This window comes from Variovorax pasteuri (assembly GCF_051216435.1).
In the GTDB taxonomy this organism is placed as follows: domain Bacteria; phylum Pseudomonadota; class Gammaproteobacteria; order Burkholderiales; family Burkholderiaceae_C; genus Variovorax.
Window position 1 is genome coordinate 25,833 of record NZ_JBPJZS010000005.1, and the last position, 20,419, is coordinate 46,251.

The window sequence follows — 20,419 nt, forward strand, 5'->3', positions numbered from 1 at the left end:
CCCTCATACGACATCGCCGTGTTGAATCGCGATGAGCATCGATCGCACTCTTTCCGAGCCGCCCGCGGCGGCGAACGCTGTTGGCGTTTGGCCATCGAGCCATTCGTGCGGCTTGTCCAGCCAGGCTTGGGCCGCTGTGCCGAACACCTGAGTAGCGAGATCGAGCACGTCTTGTAGAGGCCCTCCCAGCCCAGGCTCATCGCGCGGCCATGCCAGGTGCGAGCCCATATCAACCCCGAAGGCACGGAAAGGCGCCGCGGCGGTTATCAGGCCCTCGCCGAGATAGTCGATGTTCTGATGTTGGTGGCCATGGACCACCAGTTGGACGCCAAGCTTTTCGGCGAGTTCGTCGATCACCTTCCAACCATGTGGATGTGCCGCTGGCGCCTCGTGCGTCACCATAATGTCGGAGTGGCCGCTCTGCAGCAGTTGCTGGTAGTCGGCCGGGAAGATGGAGGACCGGTGCTTGCGGGAGATGCCGTCGCGCCACCGTTCCTCGCGCTTCATGGTGCGGCGCATGGCATCGCTCGACTGGAACGCCGCCTCCTCGATCGGTCGCCGCGGATCCCAGATCTTGCTGCGGAAGACGCCACCCAGGCCCGCGACCTTGAACCCGGCGATCTCGACGATGCGTCCGTGGAAGTTGCGGGTGGCGAGCTCTGATCCCCACAGGTTGTCGTAGTCGGCGTCGGAGTCCGTGTCGTGGTTCCCGTGGATGAACCAGATCTCGGTGAGATCCAGGATCGGCCTTAGCTCGACGTGCAGAGGCCGGCGCGCCTGGATGTCGCCCAGCAGCACGATCGCCTCAGGCTGAAAGTGCTCGACCGCAGCGATCACCGGATCGAGATCGCCGTGCGGGTCGCCGAAGAACATGAGCTTGGGCTTCGACTGGTTGTGCTCGGATCGCGCATGGAGGTCCGACGAGATGAGCGTTTTCATTTCATATGCTGATGGCGGTTCATCGTTCATTCGCGAACCGCAGGAAGTGCGAGCGCAGTTCGTGGAAGCTGTCTTGATCGAACGCACGTTTGGGATCGGTGAGAACGAGCCGCGTGAAGCCCGCTTCGAAGCTCGAGGGCCAATCGTCAAGCGCGACCCATTCCGCGTCGCTGCGGCCGTTTCCGTCGAGCCAGGCTTGGATCTCCAACTGGCGCCGGTGGTGGACGGCCGTATTGGAACCAATTTGCGGCGTCGCGCCGATGATTCGGCACCGAATGTCAGCACTGAAATAGCGCTGCAGCTGCTCGATACTCTCGGCCAGCCGCCAATCCGACGAGATGATGACGTCGACAGACTCGAACTCTCGAAGAAGCGCTTCCAGCCGCGGCAAATGGCTGAAGAACCTGCTGCTGAACGAGTAGTCCACGCCGACAGGATGAAGAACACCATCGATATCCAGGAACAGCAAATCGCTGGAGTCGCCAGAGCGGGTAGTGCGGAGAGACATCATCCAACATACCCAGCCTGGAAGGACTCCAGGAGATTGAGCACGTCTGCGACTCGCCCCTCGGCTACCATCGCTTGAGCCGTCTTGTATTTGAACGGCGCAAGCGGTTCGTTCCTGTAGCGGAAGATGGCGTCCTGGAAATCACCTCTCGAAGTCGCGGCCACGGCCGCCAATACTTGCAGGCTCACGCGGATATGTGCCTGGATGCTCTGCGCTCCGGGAGCGTGAAGGACCGTGCTTTGATGGACATGTGCTTCTCTGGCGAACGAAGCGATATCCAGGCCCATCATCTCGACGAACTTCGCCGGCGACAGAATCTGGCGCCCATCCACCACTTCGCAGAGCTGCTGGGCTAGACGTTGGTGGTTTGCGGTGCCGTGGACTGCCCAGTCGTGCGGCAGTCGTTGAGTTAGGGCCTGGTCCATGGCGTTTCTTCAATAAGCCTACGCCACAACAGCACGGGTATTGCGATGGTGCCGATTCGACCGGATCGCCCGAACCCCGGTCGCCGCGGATGGAGGCAGCATCCACCGGGATGAGGAGATCGCTTTCCCTCCAGGGCGATCCACCGCAGGCCACGCCGCCTCGATGATGATCGACTTCGTCTGAGTGCGCCGACTGTCATGCAGGAAGGCGACGAGTTCGGCCCCTTGGATCACGGCGATCAAGATTTCGCCGCCTGCGAAATAAGTGGTGTCTCTCATAGGCCCACCACCAGCCCAGGATTGAAATTCTTGTTCTCGAACTCTCCGTGCCAGTTCTGGTACCCGCGCGGATTGCAAACCACCCGGCAGGCACCGACCCGGTAGTCGAAACTGTCGTGCGTGTGTCCATGGACCCAAAGAGAGGGAACCTCGAAGAACTCCGGCAGCATTTCGTTGTCGAAGCCGCCCGATGCCCAGTCTTCGGCAAACCGTGGCGCCAATGACTTGCGGTGCGGCGCGTGGTGGGTGATGACCGCGATGGGGCCATCGAACGTCTCGTCAAGCTTCCCGCGCAGCCAAGAACGATGCCGCCTGTGGATTTGTAGGGTGTCCCTCGGCACCAGACGCCGCGTGCTCCGGGAGTTGGAGATCAACGGATCGTCGATGCGAATGGCTGAGTAGTCGGCCAGGAGGCGCGAACATGCTGCCATGGAGCGATCGCGGTCAGACAGAAGGCGCACCGGCTGCCCCGCGAACCCCGGGTTGTCGATTCGCAGGCGGAAGTCCGTCCACAGCGTGCAGCCGAGAAATCGCACGCCGGCAATCACGACTTCATCGCAGTCGAGGAAATGGATGCCATGCTCGTCGGCGTGGCGTCTCATATCGACCTGCTCCTGATCCATTGTGGCCCCGTAGTACTCGTGGTTGCCAGCAATCAGCACGATCGGCTTGTCCCCGAAACGAGCGGGATCCCGTAGCCAGCTTGCTGCAGCACGGCCAGGCGCCATGATGTCGCCAGCCAGTACAGCCACGTCGTAGTCGAGATCCTTAGCGACCTCGAAGGTCCCGAATTCCGCGTGGAGGTCCGAAAGGATGAGCAGCTTCATGTAGCACGATGAAGGGCGAGAGATCCTGCTTGAGCTCGGATCTACCTCAGAATTTGTCCAGTGCTCTTTGAATCCCCTGCGCCACAGCACTGAACATCGGGAGCGTTAATCTCTCGTAGAAGCGCACCATCGTGCCTTGCTTCGGGTCCTGCAGCACCTCCCCGATACGCCTGCCGCCATGACACAACGTCGCAGTTTTCGGGGCGACGTTGAATCTCCCTCCACGTGGCTTGAGACGTTCCGCAGTGAGCGCAACAAAGATGTCGGGAGGACTCAGGCCAGGGTCAGCCACCAGGAGCTCGCGCACTCGTTCGACCGTTGTATGTGGGTCACTACGAACCAATTCACTCAGCGGCTTGGCCCATCGGGTTTGCAGATCGGTGGGAGACGCGAACAGGTCGACGATGTCATTCGGAAGGCGCGCCAGTGCAATGGTCCGACTTACTGTCGCAGGATTGCAGCCAACGCTCTCCGCAAGCTGGCGCATGGAGGGAAAAAGCCCTCGCTCAAGCGCTCGCGCATAGACCATTCCTTGCTCCCACGGCGATAGATCCTCTCGCTGTCGATTCTCCCGGTCCATCTGAGCAAACAACTGCGCGTCGGAGAGATCCTCGATCAACGCCAAAACGGGAAGCTCGAGTTCAAGGCACGCGCGATGTCTCCGGTGGCCGTATACGATTTCGTAGTTCTGCTCCGGAACCGTTGCGTCTGTTGCCCCGTTCAACGCCGAAAGCGGCAGCGCTGCCGAGACCGGCCGTACTTTAATCGGCTGGATGTTCCCCCCCGAAGATCGGATCTCCTCTTTGAGAGCCAGATACTCCGGTGATGCAAATGCGGTTGGATGGCGGTTTGCCCAATCTGAAGCATGGACACGTGACGCGTCCAAGGTGCGGACGGGCAAGGCCCCATTGAGCTTGTTGGCTGCAGCCAGGAGCTTCTCCCGATCTTGGCGAGCTCTCTCGGGCAGCTCGATCATGTACTGAACAAGAGCACGACGCATGGGCGGGGCAGAGGCTTCCCCTTCGTCGTCAATGCTGGCAAGCGCCGCGCGCACTGCTTCCACCCTATCTCCGATCCGTTTCGGCATTTGATTCCTTGCTCGGGTGATGAATCGCTTCGACTATCCGCCCGACCATGCTCGGGCGTGCTCATCTAAAAAAATGCTAACAAAGAAACACCTGCAGTGTTGGTGAATTTCGCCTACAGCGAAATTGATATCGGGAATCCAGAGCAATGCACGCCATGACATATCGCCACCCTGAGACCGGCTGTCGTCCAAGTTATGCGATTTTCGCATATTCGATATGCGAATTCAGCCTTAGGCCACAAGGAAGTGGCTCATGCAAAAGACAATCTACAGCCGGGAAAGCCGGCTGCTTCTCAGGCTCTTGAAGGAAATCAGAACTGCGCGAGGTCTGACCCAGGCCGAACTCGCCAAGCGCGCCAAGATGCTCCAAAGCGACGTATCCAAGGTCGAGACCGGTGTTCGGCGCATCGACTTCGTCGAACTGAGGCACTGGTTGATTGCGCTCGACCTGGACATGGCCACGTTCGTCGCGGAGTTTGAATCCCGTCTGCCGGTGCTGGCGTCAGTGCGAAAAACATAGCTCTTGTTAAGCCCATTTGAGTGGGCTGCATAGCTGCGCGGGGTATACGCGCATCGCGATGTCCCAACTTTTACGTTCTAGCCCTGAGCGGGAAACCGAGGGCTGCGGAGCGCTCTGACGCTTGGGAGTTGCGGCAATCAGTTGGGCCAAGCTGTCCCTGCCTCTTCAGATAACTTCCTCTTCAGTCTGGTCAGATTTCGCTGAAGTTTCTGCTGGCGAAGCTGACTCTTTTCAAGCTCGATGATGAGCGCCGCATTGTGTGTCTGAGCCTTTCGAAGCTGCATCTTCAGCTCGGCATTTTCGTGCCTCTTGTGCATGACGATGTCTTGCAGATGAACACTATCTTCATCCTTCTTTGGCTTGTGAGAAAAAACGCGCGCGCGTACCAACGGGTACTTGCAACCCTCATAGCCGATCAAAGTCCGGGAATGACCGGCCTCCAATGCTACGGAAGTAGGCGTAATGCGCAGCACACGCCTTTTCAAATCGTCGAGGAGCCGCGGATGTGTCGGCTTTCCGCTCAGTAGCCGGCCCAGCGCGTCATCGAAGTCCTTCTCTACCGGATCGACCTGATCCGAGCTCCTGGCTTTGCGCGACATCCCTTTTCCCCCTCAGGCAGTCGAGGAATGAGGTTCAAGCGCTCTGAGAATCGCGCCAGCTTGCCGCATTCGCTGGGTAGAGATCAAGCTCGGTTGACCATCCACTCGCTTCTGAGTCTCGCAGAGGGCGCGATTGCCGTCGTAGCGAGCTTGCCAAAAAGGAGCGGTGAGTTTGTCTGCTGCGAAGCAGCCACATCCGGCACACATTGTTGGTGACCGAAACGCGAAGTTCGGGGCATTTGCAAACCAGGGGTCTGTTTTCGCTGCCTTGTGACACAGTGATCGCCCCGGAGACAACTGAATCAGACACGCGCCATGTGGCTCGAACCAGATTCGCAAGTCGTGCTCCAGAACCAAGGCTTCCACTCCTGGCGGGCCAGCACGAGCGACCAACTCGGCGAGTTCCTTCCGATGTTGCGCAATGTGAGCTGCCATGCCGCCGGCGAGCGGCGCGCCATCGGAGGCTTGCTCGAGCAGAAAGCGCACCGTCTCGTGAACTCTGGCACTTTCCATCAGTTCCTGAAGTTCTGGATCGTTTCCTACATAACCTTCTTCCGTCATCGCAATGGAGAGATGCTTGAAGTGTTGAGATATCGCCGGGAGAAGCCGCGGGTCGACCTTTACGACGTGGTGAGCGAACGTCTTTCTCCATGGCGCCGTTCGGATCATCAATCCTGATTTGTATCCACGGAGATCCACTTTGCCGCCGGGGCCCGTGATTTGATCCGGCAACGCATCCAGACATTGCGCTCGCAATACAAATTCTTTTTGCCAAATACGAAGCAATTGAGATGTAGGCTTAACAGCGTCCGATGTCAAAGCCAAATTATTTCTAGCCGGTGCACACAAGTTTAAAAACAGCGATGAACAATCGGCCGTCCTCCACGGAGCGAACAATCTCTCCATTATGTCAATTGCACGAACCGATGGCGGCACATAATTGGATCCAAGGGGTCGCGACCCAATGATCCATTCGAGTGGCTCATCATCGAAATTCTTTAGCATTTTTGACTGCACGTAGAACAACTCCGAAAGCCCCGTCCGAGATATGCGAGTTTGAATGCAAGCGGGCATATCCGTCATTGAATCGCGACCACCTTCCATTGCGCACAGTTCACTGACATGCATCCCCGTCGTGCCGAGCAAGGTCGCCACTGCTGCACCAGAAATATTGATGAGACAGCCAACAACCTTGAAGTCGAATCGGCTTACCGGCTTTTTTGTAATCCCCGCAGGAAGGTCTTCCTCAAGATTAATCCAAGGCTGACTTTCATTTTTCAAAACCGAAAAAGGAAACTCCAACGCAAAGGATTTACGCCTTTCCGTGACCGGACGCTTACCAGAGTATTTGTAAATGCTGGTCAACCAAGCGCAATGATGAACAAGGCAAATCACATCATCGGCAGGCGCTCCAAGAAGCCGGCTAGCAGACTGCCAAATGGGAAGCACCACCACATCAGGATACGGCTGAATCCATCCATTTGCCGCCTTTGCTCCCAACTTGGAAACTGCCAAGGCCGAAAGTCCGTCATATGGTGACTCGGGCATTGTTTCGACATGATGCTCGCGCAGCACATCTGACTGACGATAGATCATATGGAGCACTTTCAGGTTATTGATCAATTGCCCCGGATTGATCTCTTCACCGTGATTTTTCTGGGTCTCGGTCACTATCGATTCATAGAATTCCCAAGTCACATCGTTGTCAAGATCCGCAAAAGATTTTTGCCCTCTCTTGATCATCCAGCGAAGCAGGCGTGCAAGCGCCGTCCTAGTCACCGTCGCCGCAGTGGTAGGCTTTACTGGACGAGCAGATCGCGAGTCAAACAATAAACCAAAAAAAAAGCCATCGCGAAGCTCGAAGCAATACTTTAAATTCAGGATCCAAAAAACTCTTTCCATTGCCAAAATCGATTCGCCAGTGAATGATAAGCGATGAAGGTTTGACACCGGACCGCGAATAATCCAATATCCAGTCCGCATCCGTAAGAAAGCTTTTAGAAGAAACCCGTACCGTCTCGTCGCAATTTCCAATTGCAACACGCGTATGTGTTTTCATTTTTCACTCGATTTCCGGAATAGGAGAAAGGCTAAGACTTTCAGCACGCTTCCATACATCCGGATTGAAAACGTGCAGCCAATAATTTTGCAGACGATTAGATTTTGGAGCCCATACCTCGAGCCAGCGTTGCGGGCTTACTCGGGACTGCGCGTCATTAAAAGCGTTCTTCAACTGCAAGAGACGCGCAAGGGAGTGGGCGTCGTTTCTGTTGACATGCGCCAATGCGCATGCAGGGCACCACCCGTAGGCGCGACAAAGCCGTCCACTGACCTCTCCGGGAACAGGAGAATCAAAGGGATCGAAGCACCGAAACCCTGGCGTAACTGACCCAAGATCAGAACCATGGGCCTCTCCTCTTGCATCAGCGGCCTTGCCGCGAGTTGACGCCCATCGTTCTCGCACCACCATGACGTTCGCCAGTTGCTCGTCATTTCTAGCCCTTGCTGCTGCAGAGTTGTAGTGATCTTGTACGACCTGTCGACCGCGTTGCCCACCCGCTGCCTGGACCGCTTTGATGTCACCCAAGAACAAGTCACGAACTTGATCGAGCGACGTGTTGCGGATGTGGGCGAGACTGAACTTTTTGAGGCCGTGCTTTTTTTGGAAAGCAATAAGCTGGCAGTACCAACCGTGCTTCGGTGCGCGCCGACCCGAATTATTGTCCCAATTGCAAACTTGACCCGAACACTTTCCTCTCGACAAAACAAACAAAAAGAGTCGCCCTTGGATATCTACGGGAGCTAAAAATCGAATTTTTGAGGTCCATCGATCCAAGAAATTGATGATCTCCGCAGGTCCACCCGGTTGATCCAACGGGAAGCTTCGCATTTGGCTTCCGTTAGCGCGAGGTTTTTCGCCCTTCAACACAATACGCTTTGCCCCGAGGATCTCCGAGTACTTAACATGCTTTTGTAAAAAGCCACGCGTGGTTTCTGGATTGAACGCCGTGTAGAACGCCAGCACCAAAACAAAAGGGATCAACCCCCGATCGGATGGATATCTGCACTCACTGATTGAATCAAAGCCTCCGTGCAGCCTGATCAGTCCTCCAAGATCTGGGCGTTTTTCGTAAATTTCCTTCGAGCTCACAGGACCATCGCCAAACTCCTTCTGCAGCTCGATCAGGAAGTCTGGCAGCAGCTCAAAATCAGGAGGAATTTTCTTTTCAATGAATTCTTTCTCCCGAAGCTCCACTTCACTCCAGACTTTGTCGAGCCTGACCATCGTCGACTTCATTTCTTCGTCACTCGCTTTTAAAAAGGAAGCCAGTGACTGATGATCCAGGGGGACTCGCCCTCCCGACGGAGGAGATTTCGGCCAAAATTTTCGGGGGACCTCAAGTTTTGGCTGCAACCTTTTTGACCATTTTTCCATCTCCTTAAGAGATTTTATTATTCTTCGTAGTGCAGACAAATATGTTCGTTTTTGATCGACCGCGATTTTTCGATTTCCTTCGGAATCGGCCACCCAAGCAACAAACTTTTGGAGTAAATCGCGATTCAAGTTTTCTATTTTTATCGTTTCCTCAACCGATGAGTCTTGGAGAAAAGCAAAAAACCCCCTGCGCAATTCGCCTTCAAATCTGATACGGCTGCCAGGAGTCATTTTTGACGCTATAAAACGCGTTGCATCTACAAACGCGAGAGCCAATTCTGGATATTCAAACCAAGAGGTGACATCCAGTTGAGTTGAGCTGCCAGGGAAAGAAATGAACTTTTTATAACCGTCGCTTACGAGTGACTCTTCACACCTTTCCTTTTGGATAGATGACTCGGAGACTAAAGATGGCGCTTTGGCCCAAATTTCCTCTTTTCTCATGATTTCAACTCTCCAGTATCTCCTTGATTGAAGCGCACTGACGATCGCTGACGAGTTTCTCAAACTCGCCCACCGCACGTAGATAGATGTCGGTTGTAGTCTGAAGATGCTTGTGACCTAAGAGGCTAGAAATGACTTTCCAAGGCTCGTTATTTCCTTGCTTCTTCTCAGCGCAATAGGTCCAAACTGCGAATGTATGCCGAAGCATATGCGGATGTGCAGTACAAATTTGTCGCACGTACTTTTCTCCGCTATCAGGATCCTCGCAAAGCCGACTTTCCATCAAACCTTTTGCCGATCCATCTGACGATGCCAAAAGTGCAGCACGAGAAAATGCACGTCTGAAGCTTGAATATCTCATCGGCATCCCAGCGTTGTGCAGGGCGTGGATGCCATTTAAGAAAAGAGCTGTTGGCTCACTTCTTTTGGAGAAGCTTTCGTTTAGCTTCCCAACTCTGATCGCATCCTTACGCTCGTTTTTTATATACCAAATCAACCATTCCAAAATTTGATTAGGCAGCCGAACTTTTCTTGAATTTCCACCTTTCCCCTTTATTCGCAAATACGTGACACCTGTCGGATTTCTCGGATCAGTAGGGGAGAGGTCAAGAATCGAGTAATATGAAATCGCCTCCGGCTCACCTGGACGCATACCCGTGTGCAGGCAAAGCTCACCCCAGAGACGATCCCGCACGCAGGCGTTCTGTGGATTGGATTCCGACGGCGTCGGTCCAAGATGCGCAGCAATGGCACGATACTGACTGGGAGAGAACGCACTGACTTTCTCATCGGAGCGCTCAGTGCGGCGAGGAAGAAGCGAATCCTCGGAGGACAGGTCGTCCCCGTTTGAGTTGGTGGTACGCCCATCTTTAGATGCAAGATAAACGCCGTCTTTCGAAGGATGTTCAAGATCCTCTTCAATCCAGCCCCGTCGCAGGGCATATCGATAAAACATGAGCACGGTCCTCACACGGCGGATCACGGTTTGTTCGGCGTAGGGCTCGTGGCTGCGAGGGTTTATCGATTTGGAAAGTCCTTCCCGGAATGCATCTACATCGAAGGCCGATACATCATCCCATTTGACTTTTGCTGTGTGAAGGTAGGACCACCAAACGCCTAGGTCATCGGCTACCGCATTTACTGTGTTCGGGACATATGCGCCGCGCCGCAAATAGCGCCCCCAAAGAAATAGCAAGATCGGTCTGACGATCTTCTGAGACTCGCGTTCGGTGACAACAGGGAATCCCTCCGGCAAGACCGTGAGAGCCGGATATTCAATCGGACTCGCCTTTATGACCCGAGTGTTCACGGCATCTCCCTTCAGGAAAAAGATACTGAACACCTGATGGCCTCAGACGCAACTCGATCGCGGGGAGGACCCACCAAGTTATGAACACAAGATAGACCACGCAAATACAGAATTCAAGGACGATGAAGGATCGCTTCGTTGAGACTGTGTCCCTCTATGGTTCATTCGGTTTCGGGCGTAACTTCGAGAACGGATTCAACGTCATATAAGTGATGTGAAGGCCCGAGATCGACATCAGGTGGGCCACGCCCGTCGCGCGAAAGACGTCCCAGCCCGCGCGGTCGATGGCGCTCTGGTCGCCGGTGACCAGGGCTGCGATCACGCCCGCCTGGCCGCGGTCGGGCACCCGCGCGAACACGGCGTCGCGCACCGACTCCCGTGCGCGCTCGACCGGGCGCAGCCATGTGGTCGACAGCAGGGCTGGGGCGGCGTCGCGCGCACCGGTGCGCACATAGCCGCTGGCATGCAGACCTTGCTCCCACATCCACAGCTCGCCGTCGAAGCCATGGGGGTTGCGGTTGCCGTGCGGCGCCTTGAGCCGCACCGTGAAGCGCCAGCGCTCGCCGGCATGCGGCGCATCGGCGAGGTCTTCGGCATACCAGCCGAGCGCGATGCGGTCCGGCACGAGCGGCGGCGTGCTTTCGGTGAGACCGGCCCAGCGCGCGGATTCGACGTCCAGACGGAATCGCACGCCGGCCTCGTTGCGTTGAGGCATTTCCGCGACGACGCCGGTCACCTGCAGGTCGCGCCCTTCGAGCCCGGGAGGCAACGCGCCCTGCGCATAGGCCACGGCGCGCCACCCCGCGAGGCCCGCGCCGGCCATGGCGCCGCACACGAGCGCGATCGTCACGAGCGATCTCGCCGGCAGGCGCCGCCACGCGAGGCCAGCCACGGCAGCCAGCAGCAATGCGGCATAGAGCCATGCCGGCCACAGCGTCGACTGCTGCAGCTGCAAGGCCGCGCCAAGCAGCGAGCCGCCCAGTGCAGCGAAGGTGCCTGCGCCGCCCGCAACGCCGCCCACGGCACCGCCAGCCGTGCGAAACGACGTCAACTCGAGCCCCCCATCCCCATGATGCAAACCCTCCCCAGGTCACGCTCAATGGCGCGTTAATTGCTTGGCATCTGGGCTAGTATGCGTCTCACCAGAGACATCTTTTCGATGCAATCTGTCAGTACTGCACACAAAAACGCATGTCCATTCACGCCGCTCTCCACCACGTCACTCACTACAAATACGACCGCCTGGTGCAGTTGGGCCCGCAGGTCGTGCGCCTGCGTCCCGCGCCGCATTGCCGCAGCAACGTGATCTCGTACTCGCTGCGGGTCGAACCCGCCGAGCACTTCGTCAACTGGATGCAGGACCCGTTCGCCAACTACCAGGCGAGGCTCGTGTTCCCCGAGAAAACGCGCGAATTCAAGGTCACCGTCGACCTCGTGGTCGAGATGGCGGTCTACAACCCCTTCGATTTCTTCCTCGAGCCGCAGGCCGAGAACTTCCCGTTCAAGTACACGGCCTCGCAGGCCGAAGAGCTCGCGCCCTACCTCGTGGCCGACCCGGTCACACCGCTGCTGGAGGCCTACCTCGACAAGGTCGACCGCAAGGAACAGCGCACCATCGACTTCCTGGTGGGCATCAACCAGCAGGTGCAGCAGGACGTCAACTACCTGATTCGCATGGAGCCCGGCGTGCAGACGCCGGAAGAAACGCTCGCCAGCGGCAGCGGCTCGTGCCGCGACTCGGGCTGGCTGCTGGTGCAGCTGCTGCGCCACATGGGCCTGGCCGCGCGCTTCGTCTCGGGCTACCTGATCCAGCTCACGCCCGACGTGAAGTCGCTCGACGGCCCGAGCGGCACCACGGTCGACTTCACCGACCTGCACGCCTGGTGCGAGGTGTTCCTGCCGGGCGCCGGCTGGATCGGCCTGGACGCCACCTCGGGCCTGATGGCCGGTGAAGGCCACATTCCGCTGGCCTGCACGCCGTCGCCCTCGAGCGCCGCGCCCATCGAGGGCGGGGTCGACGAGTCCGAGGTCGAGTTCGGCCACGAGATGAAGGTCACGCGCATCTACGAATCGCCGCGCGTCACCAAGCCCTACACCGAAGAACAATGGTCCGAAGTGCTGGCCCTGGGCGACGCAGTCGATGCGCGCCTGAAGGCCGGCGACGTGCGCCTCACCATGGGCGGCGAACCCACCTACGTGGCCACCAGCGACCGCGACGCGCCCGAGTGGAACACCGACGCCCTCGGCCCCACGAAGCGCGGCTACGCCACCGAACTCGTGCAGAAGCTGCGCGCCGAATACGGCAGCGGCGGCTTCCTGCATTTCGGCCAGGGCAAGTGGTACCCCGGCGAGCAGTTGCCCCGATGGGCGCTGTCGATCTTCTGGCGCGCCGACGGCCAGACGCTGTGGCACGACTCCGAGCTGTTCGCCGACGAACGCTTTCCCACGCACTACACCAGCGAAGACGCGCGCCGCTTCACCACCGTGCTGTCGCACAAGCTCGGCCTGACCGAGCGCTACATCCAGCCCGGCTACGAAGACACCTACTACTACCTCTGGCGCGAACGCCGCCTGCCGGTGAACGTCGACCCCTTCGAATCGAAGCTCGACGACGAACTCGAACGCGTGCGCCTGCGCCGCGTGTTCACGCAGAAGCTCGACGCGGTGATCGGCTACATGCTGCCTATCGAGCCAGGCAACGCCGATGGCGACGCGCCCGCGCTCGCCGGCCCGGGCTGGAAGACCGGCCCCTGGTTCCTGCGCGACGACCGGCTGTACCTGATTCCGGGCGACTCGCCCATGGGCTACCGCCTGCCGCTGGACTCGCAGCCGTGGGCCAGCAAGGGCGACTACCCCTACCTGATCGAACGCGACCCGACCGCGCCGCGCGGCGTGCTGCCCAGCGCCACCGACTACCGCGCGCGCTATGCCGAGACTTCGACGGCGGCACCCCAAGGAGACCGCGGCGCCGTCCCGTACGCCTTCGGCACGCCGCCGGTGGTGCCCGCCGCACTGCGCATGCAGGGCGCCGGAAGCGCCGCCGCAGCAGCAACAACCGCCGCGACTGCCTCCGCGTCCGCAGGTACAGGGCCCGCAGGCACTGGACCCGCAGCCGCTGCCGAAGACGCCGAAGACACCGGCAATGCCGCCACGCGCCAGCCGCTGCGCGGCGAATCCGCCCACTGGGTCACGCGCACCGCGCTGTGCGTCGAAGTGCGCGACCCGCGCCGCGCCAACGGCCCGTCGGCCGAGAAGAAGGGCAGCGCCTCGGGTGTGCTCTACGTCTTCATGCCGCCTCTGGCGCGCCTGGAGGACTACCTCGACCTGGTCGCGGCCGTGGAAGCCACCGCGCGCGACCTGGGCGTGCGCATCGTGATGGAAGGCTATCCGCCGCCGCGCGACCCGCGCCTGAAGATGCTGGCCGTCACGCCCGACCCGGGCGTGATCGAGGTCAACATCCACCCGGCCCACAACTGGAAGGAACTGGTCGCGCACACCGAGTTCCTCTACAACGCCGCGTTCGAAACCCGCCTGTCGGCCGAGAAGTTCATGACCGACGGGCGCCACACCGGCACCGGCGGCGGCAACCACTTCGTGATGGGCGGCGCCACGCCCGCCGACAGCCCGTTCCTGCGCCGGCCCGAACTGCTGGCCAGCCTGCTGCTGTACTGGCACAACCACCCCTCGCTGAGCTATTTGTTCTCGGGCATGTTCATCGGCCCGACCAGCCAGGCGCCGCGCGTGGACGAGGCGCGCAACGACCAGGTCTACGAGCTCGAAATCGCCCTGCAGGAAATCGCCAAGAACCGCGAGATCTACGGCGCCAACATGCCCGCGTGGCTGGTGGACCGCACGCTGCGCAATATCCTGATCGACGTGTCGGGCAACACGCACCGCAGCGAGTTCTGCATCGACAAGCTCTACTCGCCCGACTCCAGCACCGGCCGCCTGGGCCTGTTGGAACTGCGCGCCTTCGAAATGCCGCCGCATGCGCGCATGAGCATCGCGCAGCAGCTGCTGATCCGCGCGCTGGTCGCCCGTTTCTGGGACGAGCCCTACAAGGCACCCGTCACCCGCTGGGGCACCGAGCTGCACGACCGCTTCCTGCTGCCGACCTTCGTGAAGATGGACTTCGACGACGTCATCAGCGAAATGCGCCAGGCCGGTTTTGCGTTCGATCCCGACTGGTTCGCGCCGCACTTCGAGTTCCGCTTCCCGCTGGTGGGCCAGATGCAGGCCATGGGCGTGGAGCTGTCGCTGCGCAACGCGCTGGAGCCGTGGCACGTGATGGGCGAGGAGGGTTCGGCGGGCGGCACGGTGCGCTATGTCGATTCGTCGCTCGAACGCATCGAGGTGCGCGTGACCGGCCTGAACGAAAGCCGCCACGTCATCACCGTCAACGGCAAGGTGCTGCCGCTGCAGCCCACCGGCGTCACGGGCGAGTTCGTGGCCGGCGTGCGCTACAAGGCCTGGAACCCGCCTTCGGCCTTGCACCCCAGCATTCCGGCCCATGCACCGCTGACCTTCGACCTGGTCGACACCTGGATGAAGCGCTCTCTGGGAGGCTGCCAGTACTTCGTGGCCCATCCGGGCGGACGCAACTACGACACCTTCCCGGTGAACGCCTACGAGGCCGAAAGCCGCCGCCATTCGCGCTTCACGCGCACCGGCCATACGCCCGGACTCATGCGCACCCCGCCGGCAACCATCGAGTTGCCGGGCAGCCGCGAATTCCCGTTCACGCTGGATCTGCGGCGATAAGGGGACATTCCGCACACGGCCGCCACGGACACCCCGTGACGGCGGTGTGACAATCCCCCTCCTGTGGAACCTTTGAACGAATCCCTGTTCGACGCCCAGGCACTGGACTTTCCAGCGGCCCTGGCGTCGGCGCTCGCCCCGGCCGCGCTGCCCGGCCACTTCGACGAACTGCGCGGCAAGGCCACGCCGGCCGTGCCCGCGCGGCCGGCGCCCGGAGCGGCGCCCGCTCCTGCCGCCGCCCCGCTGCTGTACGACGCCGCGGCGGAACGCCCGGTCATGCCGGCCGCGCCGCTGCCCCTGTCGCAATCGCAGTCTCAAACGCAGTCGTCGCAATCCCAGTCGCAGTCCCAGTCTCAGTCACAAGGCCCGTCCGGCGAACAACCGCCGCTCACGCCCGCCTGGAATGCCTTCTTCGAGCAACTGGGCCCGGGCGGCTTCAACGACCTGCCACGGCGCGCCGTCAGCCTCGAGCGCCAGATCCGCGACAACGGCGTCACCTACAACGTCTACGCCGACGCCAACGGCCCGCAGCGGCCCTGGTCGCTCGACCTGTTCCCGCTGATCGTCTCGCCCGAGAGCTGGAGCCAGATCGAGGCCGGCGTGCTCCAGCGCGTGCGTGTGCTCGACCGCGTGATGGCCGACGTCTACGGCCCGCAGCAGCTGCTGGCCGAAGGGCTCATTCCGCCGGCACTGGTGAGCGGCCACCCCGGCTACCTGCGCGCGCTGCACGGCGTGAAGCCGCCCGGCGACACCTGGCTGCATATCACGGCCTTCGACCTGGCGCGCGGTCCCGACGGCAACTGGTGGGTGGTGTCGCAGCGCACGCAGGCGCCGTCGGGCCTGGGCTACCTGCTCGAGAACCGCCTGGCCATCACGCGGCAGTTTCCGCAGGCCTTCGAGGCGCTGCACGTGCAGCGCCTGGCGGCCACCTACAGCGCCATGATGGAAGGGCTGCAGCGCATGTGCCCGGCCGGCGTGCCGCCGCACATCGCGCTGCTCACGCCCGGCCCGTACAACGAAACCTACTTCGAGCACGCCTACCTGGCACGCTACCTGGGCATCACGCTGGTCGAGGGCAACGACCTCACCGTGCGCGACCAGCGGCTGTACCTGAAGACCCTGCAGGGCCTGCGCCCGGTGCACGGCCTCATCAAGCGACTCGACGACCAGTACCTCGATCCGCTGGAGCTGCGCCCCGACTCCACTCTCGGCGTGCCCGGCCTGCTGCAGGCCATTCGCGCCGGCAACGTGCTGGTGGCCAACATGCCCGGCTCGGCCTTCCTCGAATCGCCGGCCCTGCTGGGCTTCCTGCCCGGGCTGGCGCGCCGCCTGATCGGTGAAAAGCTCAAGCTGCCCGCGCTGCCCACCTGGTGGTGCGGCGAGCGCGCCGCGCTCGAGGCCGTGCTGCCGCAGCTCGGCGACTGCGCCATCAAGCCCACCTACCCCGGCTTCGAAGGCCGCGCCAGCTTCGACGCCGTGCTCGGCAGCCAGCTCGGCCGACGCGAGCTCGACGAATGGGCCGGGCGCATCGTGCGCGAGGGCGACGTGCACACCGTGCAGGGCTACCTGCCGCTGTCGCAGATGCCCACCTGGGCCAACGACATGGGCCCGGGCCACATCGCGCCGCGTGCGATGCTGCTGCGCGTGTTCGCGGTGAGCGATGGTGCGCAGTCGTGGCGCGTGCTGCCCGGCGGCCTCGCCCGGCTCGCGGGGCCCGACGCGCAGATCGCCTCCATGCAGCGCGGCGGCAGCAGTGCCGACGTGTGGGTGCAAACGCATGGCGAAGTCGACCGCACCACCCTGCTGCAGCCGCACGCCACGCCGGCCTCGCTCGCGCGGCACCGCGCGCCCGTCACCAGCCGCGCGGCGGAAAACATGTTCTGGCTCGGCCGCTACACCGAGCGCGCCGAGAACGCGGTGCGCCTGGCACGCCTCACGCTCAACCTGCTGGGCGGCGAAGACCAGTCCTCGCGCCCGCTGCTCGAATGGCTGCACCGCATGGCGCTGCGCAACGCGCTGGTGCCGGCCGAGGCGCCGAGCGCGCCCAAGTCGCGCCGCGTGTTCGAACGCGCGCTCGTGGCCGAGCTGGGCGACGTGGCGCATGGCGGCAGCGTTGGCTACAGCCTGCGCTGCATCCGCGAGGCGGCCGCCGCCGTGCGCGAGCGCCTTTCGCAGGACAACTGGAACCAGATCGTTCGCGCCGAGACCGAATTTTTGCGCCGCGCCGCCGAGCAGGCCGGCGAAGGCAGCTTTGCCACCAGCGCCGCGCTGCGCGCGCTCGAATCCGCCAGCACCGCGCTGGCCGCGATGACCGGCGCGCAGACCGACCGCATGACGCGCGACGACGCCTGGCGGCTGCTGTCCATCGGGCGCCACATCGAGCGACTGGGCTTCCTGTCGAACGCGCTGGAGGCCGGTTTCGAGAACGGCGCCGTGCACGAGGTGAGCGGCTTCGAAGCCATGGTGGCGCTGTTCGACAGCACCATCACCTTCCATGCGCGCTACCAGCAGCGCCGCGACGTCGCCACCATGGTCGACCTGCTGGTGCTCGACGCCGAGAACCCGCGCTCGCTCGCCTGGGTCACGCAGACACTGCGCGGGCGCATCGCGCGGCTGGCCGGCAGCGCGCCGGGCAAGCTCACCGCGCTGTCCTACGAACTGCCCGACCCGGCAAGCTGGACGCTGGAGCACCTCTGCGCCGCCGGACCCGACGCGAACCACCCGGCGCTTCTGGAGCTGCTCGCCAACTGCGAGAGTGCCGCCTACCATGTGTCGGACGCCATCGGCACACGCTACTTCACGCTGACTTCGGAATCGCTGCGCTCCGTAGGCGCTTGAACGGGCACTCCCCATGCTTCGCGCACTTCGTGTCGCTTCGCACCGCCCCTCGCCGGGGGCAACGCCTGCGGCCCGGCAAAGCCGGTTCCGCGGCGTTCCACGATAAATTCAAGGAGACGCGCATGCGCTGCACCGCCATCAACCGCCGCTTCGCACTGGCCGCCTCGGGCCTGTGCATGGCGCTCGCAATCGCCGGCTGCGGCAAGCAGGAGCCCGCCACGCCCGCGGCCTCGAGCGCAGCACCGGCCGCCGCTCCCGCCCGCGTGCTCGTGGTCGGCACCGACGCCGCCTACACGCCCTTCGAGTCGCAGAACGACAAGGGCGAGATCGTGGGCTTCGACATCGACGTGGTGAAGGCCGTGGCGCAAAAGGCCGGCATCGAGGTCAAGTTCGTGAACACGCCGTGGGAAGGCATCTTCAATGCGCTCGACCAGGGCGACCGCGACCTGCTGGTGTCGGCCATCACCATCACCGACGAGCGCCGCCAGACCATGGACTTCTCGCAGCCGTATTTCGACGCGAAGCAGCTCATCGCCGTGAAGAGCGATTCGCCCGTGGCGAAGTTCGACGACCTCAAGACGCTCACGGTGGGCGTGCAGAACGGCACCACCGGCGACGAAGTGGTCGGCAAGCTGCTGGGCAAGTCGAACACCGCCATCAAGCGCTTCGAGTCCACGCCGCTCGCGCTGAAGGAACTCGAAGCCGGCGGCGTGCAGGCGGTGGTGGCCGACAACGGCGTGGTGGTGCACTACCTCGCCAACAACAGCGCAGGCGGCTTCAAGACCGTGAGCGATGCGGGCTTTCCGGTCGAGAAGTACGGCATTGCGGTGAAGAAGGGCAATGCCGAGCTGCTCGCCAAGATCAACCAGGGCCTCGAAGGCATCCGCACCGACGGCACCTACGCCAAGATCTACGCCGCGCACTTCGGTGCCGAGTCGAAGTAATCCACACACACCACGCGCCATGCTGCTCCACGTCACCCACGAAACGCGCTACGAGTACGCGCCGCCGGTCGAAACGGCGCAGCACCTCGCCCACCTGAAGCCGCTGGCCACCGATTCGCAGCGCCTCGTGAGCCACAAGCTCGCCATCGAGCCGCCGCCCGCGCAGCGCGGCGAGCGGCCCGACCTCTACGGCAACACGCGCGCCTTCTTCGCGCTCGAGTCCACGCACGACCGGCTCGTGGTCACGGCCGAGAGCGTGGTCGAGACCTCGGTGCCCGTGCTGTCGCCGGCCGTCGCGCGCGATCTGCCCTGGGAGACGGTGCGCGAGCGCTTTCGCTTTCGCAAGGACGCCACCTTCGACGCGGCCTCGGAGTTCGTCTTTCCGTCGCCCTACGTGCCGCGCCACGACGACTTCGCGGCCTACGCGCGCGCCAGCTTCGTGCCCGGGCGCCCCACCTTCGACGTGGCGATGGACCTCACCGAGCGCATGTACGAAGACTTCGCCTACGACGCCGACAGCACCGAGATCAACACCCCCGCCGTCGAGGCGCTCGCCCAGCGCAAGGGCGTGTGCCAGGACTTCGCCCACATCATGATCGCGTGCTTCCGCACCCTGGGCCTGCCGGCGCGCTATGTGAGCGGCTACCTGCTCACGCAGCCGCCGCCCGGCCAGCCCCGGCTGGTGGGCGCCGACGCCTCGCACGCATGGGTGTCGGTGTACCTGCCCGGCGAGGGCAACGGCAGCCCCGGCGGTTGGGCCGACTTCGACCCCACCAACGGCCGCCAGCCCGGCGAGGACTACGTCACCCTGGCCATCGGCCGCGACTACTCCGACGTGTCACCGATGCGCGGTGTACTCCATGGCGGCGCCCGGCACACGCTGAGCGTCGGTGTGACCGTGCAGCCCGTGGGGGAAGTGGTCGAGGCGCTGGCGCAAACCCGGACACAATCACTTTCTCAAGACAAGGAATCTCCATGAGCGTTTACGACAAACTTTCCAGCCTCGGCATCACCCTTCCCCCGGTCTCGGCGCCCGCCGCGGCCTACGTGCCCTTCGTGCGCACCGGCAACCTCGTGTTCCTGTCGGGCCACATCGCCAAGAAGGACGGCAAGGTCTGGGCCGGCCAGCTCGGCGCCAGCATCACCACCGACGAAGGCAAGCAGGCCGCGCGCGCCATTGCCATCGACCTGCTGGGCACGCTGCACGCGGCCGTGGGCGACCTGAACAAGGTCACGCGCATCGTCAAGGTGATGAGCCTGGTGAACTCGGTCGGCACCTTCACCGAACAGCACCTCGTGACCAACGGCGCGAGCGAATTCTTCGCCGAAGTGTTCGGCCCCGAAAAGGGCGCGCATGCCCGCAGCGCCTTCGGCGTGGCGCAGATCCCGATGGGTGCCTGCGTGGAAATCGAGCTGATCGCCGAAGTGGGCTGATTCCGCCCCGGGCGGCAACCCACATTCGAGGCCTGACGGCGGTGGTCGTCAGGCCTCTTTTCATTTGAA

16 protein-coding genes and 1 pseudogene are annotated in these 20,419 nt (G+C 61.9%); 6 read left to right on the top strand and 11 right to left on the bottom strand.

The features are described 5' to 3' along the window. Nucleotides 1-3: 3 nt before the first annotated feature. Genes ACSFBM_RS19155 through ACSFBM_RS19180 form a run of 6 tightly spaced genes read right to left on the bottom strand, consistent with a single transcriptional unit; the run spans nt 4 to nt 4,065 of the window. The gene (locus tag ACSFBM_RS19155; protein ID WP_435485773.1) at nt 4-939 is read right to left on the bottom strand and encodes a metallophosphoesterase; all 936 of its coding nucleotides are present in this window, start codon (nt 937-939) and stop codon (nt 4-6) included. A 19-nt stretch (nt 940-958) separates the two neighbouring features. Further along, complete coding sequence (locus ACSFBM_RS19160) at nt 959-1,450, bottom strand: HAD domain-containing protein (protein ID WP_435485774.1); 492 nt, start codon at nt 1,448-1,450, stop codon at nt 959-961. Next, entirely contained in the window at nt 1,447-1,872 is a 426-nt protein-coding gene (locus ACSFBM_RS19165) for a DUF2384 domain-containing protein (protein ID WP_435485775.1), read from the bottom strand. Before ACSFBM_RS19165 ends, ACSFBM_RS19160 begins: the two co-directional genes overlap by 4 nt. A gap of 18 nt (nt 1,873-1,890) precedes the next feature. Next, a complete protein-coding gene (locus ACSFBM_RS19170; RefSeq protein ID WP_435485776.1) occupies nt 1,891-2,151 on the bottom strand; it encodes a hypothetical protein in 261 nt (86 codons plus the stop codon). Next, nucleotides 2,148-2,978 carry a metallophosphoesterase gene (locus ACSFBM_RS19175; protein ID WP_435485777.1) on the bottom strand — a complete coding sequence of 277 codons (831 nt, stop codon included), beginning with the start codon at nt 2,976-2,978 and terminating at the stop codon, nt 2,148-2,150. Before ACSFBM_RS19175 ends, ACSFBM_RS19170 begins: the two co-directional genes overlap by 4 nt. A gap of 46 nt (nt 2,979-3,024) precedes the next feature. Further along, a complete protein-coding gene (locus ACSFBM_RS19180) occupies nt 3,025-4,065 on the bottom strand; it encodes a ParB/RepB/Spo0J family partition protein (protein ID WP_435485778.1) in 1,041 nt (346 codons plus the stop codon). 253 nt (nt 4,066-4,318) lie between these two features. Between ACSFBM_RS19180 and ACSFBM_RS19185 the strand changes: the two genes are divergently transcribed. Further along, nucleotides 4,319-4,585, top strand: coding sequence for a helix-turn-helix domain-containing protein (locus ACSFBM_RS19185; protein ID WP_435485779.1), 267 nt, complete (start codon nt 4,319-4,321; stop codon nt 4,583-4,585). A gap of 137 nt (nt 4,586-4,722) precedes the next feature. On the opposite strand, the gene ACSFBM_RS19190 is transcribed toward ACSFBM_RS19185, so the two are convergent. The 5 genes and pseudogenes from ACSFBM_RS19190 to ACSFBM_RS19210 all read right to left on the bottom strand — a co-directional run. Further along, nucleotides 4,723-5,184 (bottom strand): hypothetical protein, encoded by a 462-nt coding sequence (locus tag ACSFBM_RS19190; RefSeq protein WP_435485780.1) that lies wholly within the window; start codon nt 5,182-5,184, stop codon nt 4,723-4,725. 12 nt (nt 5,185-5,196) lie between these two features. Then, a complete protein-coding gene (locus ACSFBM_RS19195; protein WP_435485781.1) occupies nt 5,197-7,227 on the bottom strand; it encodes a hypothetical protein in 2,031 nt (676 codons plus the stop codon). 19 nt (nt 7,228-7,246) lie between these two features. Beyond that, on the bottom strand, nt 7,247-9,064 hold the full coding sequence (locus tag ACSFBM_RS19200; protein WP_435485782.1) for a hypothetical protein: 1,818 nt from the start codon (nt 9,062-9,064) through the stop codon (nt 7,247-7,249). Between the two features lie 4 nt (nt 9,065-9,068). Then, nucleotides 9,069-10,373 (bottom strand): tyrosine-type recombinase/integrase, encoded by a 1,305-nt coding sequence (locus ACSFBM_RS19205; protein ID WP_435485783.1) that lies wholly within the window; start codon nt 10,371-10,373, stop codon nt 9,069-9,071. Between the two features lie 208 nt (nt 10,374-10,581). Next, nucleotides 10,582-11,394 (bottom strand): annotated as a pseudogene (locus tag ACSFBM_RS19210) (ComEC/Rec2 family competence protein); the annotation flags it as partial. Nucleotides 11,395-11,564: 170 nt separating this feature from the next. Here ACSFBM_RS19210 and ACSFBM_RS19215 point away from each other — a divergent pair. The 5 genes from ACSFBM_RS19215 (at nt 11,565) to ACSFBM_RS19235 (ending at nt 20,350) form a co-directional block, all read left to right on the top strand. Further along, a complete protein-coding gene (locus ACSFBM_RS19215) occupies nt 11,565-15,134 on the top strand; it encodes a transglutaminase family protein (RefSeq protein WP_435485784.1) in 3,570 nt (1,189 codons plus the stop codon). A 63-nt stretch (nt 15,135-15,197) separates the two neighbouring features. After that, nucleotides 15,198-17,972 carry a circularly permuted type 2 ATP-grasp protein gene (locus ACSFBM_RS19220; protein ID WP_435485785.1) on the top strand — a complete coding sequence of 925 codons (2,775 nt, stop codon included), beginning with the start codon at nt 15,198-15,200 and terminating at the stop codon, nt 17,970-17,972. A 122-nt stretch (nt 17,973-18,094) separates the two neighbouring features. Next, entirely contained in the window at nt 18,095-18,916 is an 822-nt protein-coding gene (locus tag ACSFBM_RS19225; protein ID WP_435485786.1) for a basic amino acid ABC transporter substrate-binding protein, read from the top strand. Between the two features lie 19 nt (nt 18,917-18,935). Next, nucleotides 18,936-19,895, top strand: coding sequence for a transglutaminase family protein (locus ACSFBM_RS19230; protein ID WP_435485787.1), 960 nt, complete (start codon nt 18,936-18,938; stop codon nt 19,893-19,895). Further along, nucleotides 19,892-20,350: a RidA family protein gene (locus ACSFBM_RS19235; protein WP_435485788.1), complete on the top strand. Its 459-nt coding sequence runs from the start codon at nt 19,892-19,894 to the stop codon at nt 20,348-20,350. The genes ACSFBM_RS19230 and ACSFBM_RS19235 overlap by 4 nt, the downstream gene beginning before the upstream one ends. Nucleotides 20,351-20,419: the final 69 nt, after the last annotated feature.

Excerpts from the sequence above, each read along its gene's own strand:
- ACSFBM_RS19230 (WP_435485787.1), top strand. The coding sequence starts at position 18,936 with ATGCTGCTCCACGTCACCCACGAAACGCGCTACGAGTACGCGCCGCCG.
- ACSFBM_RS19175 (WP_435485777.1), bottom strand. The coding sequence starts at position 2,978 with ATGAAGCTGCTCATCCTTTCGGACCTCCACGCGGAATTCGGGACCTTC.
- ACSFBM_RS19185 (WP_435485779.1), top strand. The coding sequence starts at position 4,319 with ATGCAAAAGACAATCTACAGCCGGGAAAGCCGGCTGCTTCTCAGGCTC.
- ACSFBM_RS19200 (WP_435485782.1), bottom strand. The coding sequence starts at position 9,064 with ATGAGAAAAGAGGAAATTTGGGCCAAAGCGCCATCTTTAGTCTCCGAG.
- ACSFBM_RS19225 (WP_435485786.1), top strand. The coding sequence starts at position 18,095 with ATGCGCTGCACCGCCATCAACCGCCGCTTCGCACTGGCCGCCTCGGGC.
- ACSFBM_RS19160 (WP_435485774.1), bottom strand. The coding sequence starts at position 1,450 with ATGATGTCTCTCCGCACTACCCGCTCTGGCGACTCCAGCGATTTGCTG.
- ACSFBM_RS19180 (WP_435485778.1), bottom strand. The coding sequence starts at position 4,065 with ATGCCGAAACGGATCGGAGATAGGGTGGAAGCAGTGCGCGCGGCGCTT.
- ACSFBM_RS19190 (WP_435485780.1), bottom strand. The coding sequence starts at position 5,184 with ATGTCGCGCAAAGCCAGGAGCTCGGATCAGGTCGATCCGGTAGAGAAG.
- ACSFBM_RS19170 (WP_435485776.1), bottom strand. The coding sequence starts at position 2,151 with ATGAGAGACACCACTTATTTCGCAGGCGGCGAAATCTTGATCGCCGTG.
- ACSFBM_RS19215 (WP_435485784.1), top strand. The coding sequence starts at position 11,565 with ATGTCCATTCACGCCGCTCTCCACCACGTCACTCACTACAAATACGAC.
- ACSFBM_RS19235 (WP_435485788.1), top strand. The coding sequence starts at position 19,892 with ATGAGCGTTTACGACAAACTTTCCAGCCTCGGCATCACCCTTCCCCCG.
- ACSFBM_RS19165 (WP_435485775.1), bottom strand. The coding sequence starts at position 1,872 with ATGGACCAGGCCCTAACTCAACGACTGCCGCACGACTGGGCAGTCCAC.
- ACSFBM_RS19155 (WP_435485773.1), bottom strand. The coding sequence starts at position 939 with ATGAAAACGCTCATCTCGTCGGACCTCCATGCGCGATCCGAGCACAAC.